This window comes from Williamwhitmania taraxaci, from assembly GCF_900096565.1.
GTDB lineage: Bacteria > Bacteroidota > Bacteroidia > Bacteroidales > Williamwhitmaniaceae > Williamwhitmania > Williamwhitmania taraxaci.
In genome coordinates, this window is record NZ_FMYP01000173.1 from 1 (window position 1) to 1260 (window position 1260).

The 1260-nt window shown below is 32.6% G+C and carries 1 pseudogene; it reads left to right on the forward strand.

Features of this window, described 5'->3' with window-relative positions:
* Window positions 1-105 precede the first annotated feature (105 nt).
* Window positions 106-1182: pseudogene (locus BLS65_RS17780) on the forward strand (AAA family ATPase); the annotation flags it as partial.
* Window positions 1183-1260: the final 78 nt, after the last annotated feature.

Genomic DNA, 1260 nt, shown 5'->3' on the forward strand with positions numbered 1-1260 from the left:
GAACCAAATCCTCCTCCCTTTTCTCATTCCGCTACGCTCCATGAGAAAAGGGAGGAGGATTAATTCCATTAACAATGTGGTGAAACTTTACACTTTGAAAGCGAAACATTCCCGCTTGACAAGAACTTAAACATACTTGTTGGTATAAATGGGGCAGGAAAATCAAATTTCCTGAAAACTTTACGACTATTAAAAGAAGGGGTAGCTGGAGTTGGATTGAGAAAGTATGTAATTGACATGCTTGGAGGATTTGACAACATTTATTTCAAAAATGATAAAGGCAATATTGACTTCATAGAAATTGAATATACTTTCGATTCAGAAAAAATTAGAGAATTTGGGTTTCGTTTTTTGGAAGATATTATCTATTCGATAAGGCTATATAAAAGCCCGAGTGTTGGAAATTACTATGTAAAAGAAAAGATTACGACTTCTGGTGGATTTATCTACCTTGATTTCGATAATGGCACCGGAGTTTTAAATGAACTTCATGATACTAAAAGTTCTTCTAAAAAGACTTCATTAGTAAGATATAATGATTTCGTTGAATCGACAGAACTTGCTCTTTCGAAGGTTTATGATACTGATAGATATTTTGCTTTGTCCACTATCAGAAAAGCCATTAGTGAAATTATAGTTTATGACTATTTTGATACTACACCAAAGAGCCCAATTCGGAAACCGATGCTGCCGACTTCTGAAAAAAGACTTCTGTCAGATGGCACAAATCTTCCGCAAATATTAAACACAATAAAAATTAACCACAAATCCAGTTACTCGAAAATTGCAACCATGTTAACGGAAGTGAATTCAAAATTTAAAGGGTTTGATTTTAATTTTTTGGGCGGTAATATTGAGTTAATGCTTGAAGAAGATTATATTAACAGTTCAATTCATGTTACTAGCATTTCCGATGGCACTTTGCGCTATTTATGTTTGTTAGCAATTCTTTATAATCCAGAAAGAGGTAGTATTATTTGCATTGATGAGCCTGAAGTTGGACTACATCCGGATATGATTTCAAATATTGGAAATACAGTAATTGATGCTTCTGAGAAATCTACTGTTATAATTTCAACTCATTCTGAAAATCTTTTAAACTGTTTTGAAATTGAGAACATTAGAATATTTGAAAAAGATGAACATAACTCATCTAAAGTATTTGTTCCTAAATTCAAGTAACAAATGCAACTTATAGGATTGATTGGAGAGAAAGGAATTGCATTTTTTCAGAACAGGAAGATGAGAATTACTCACCTT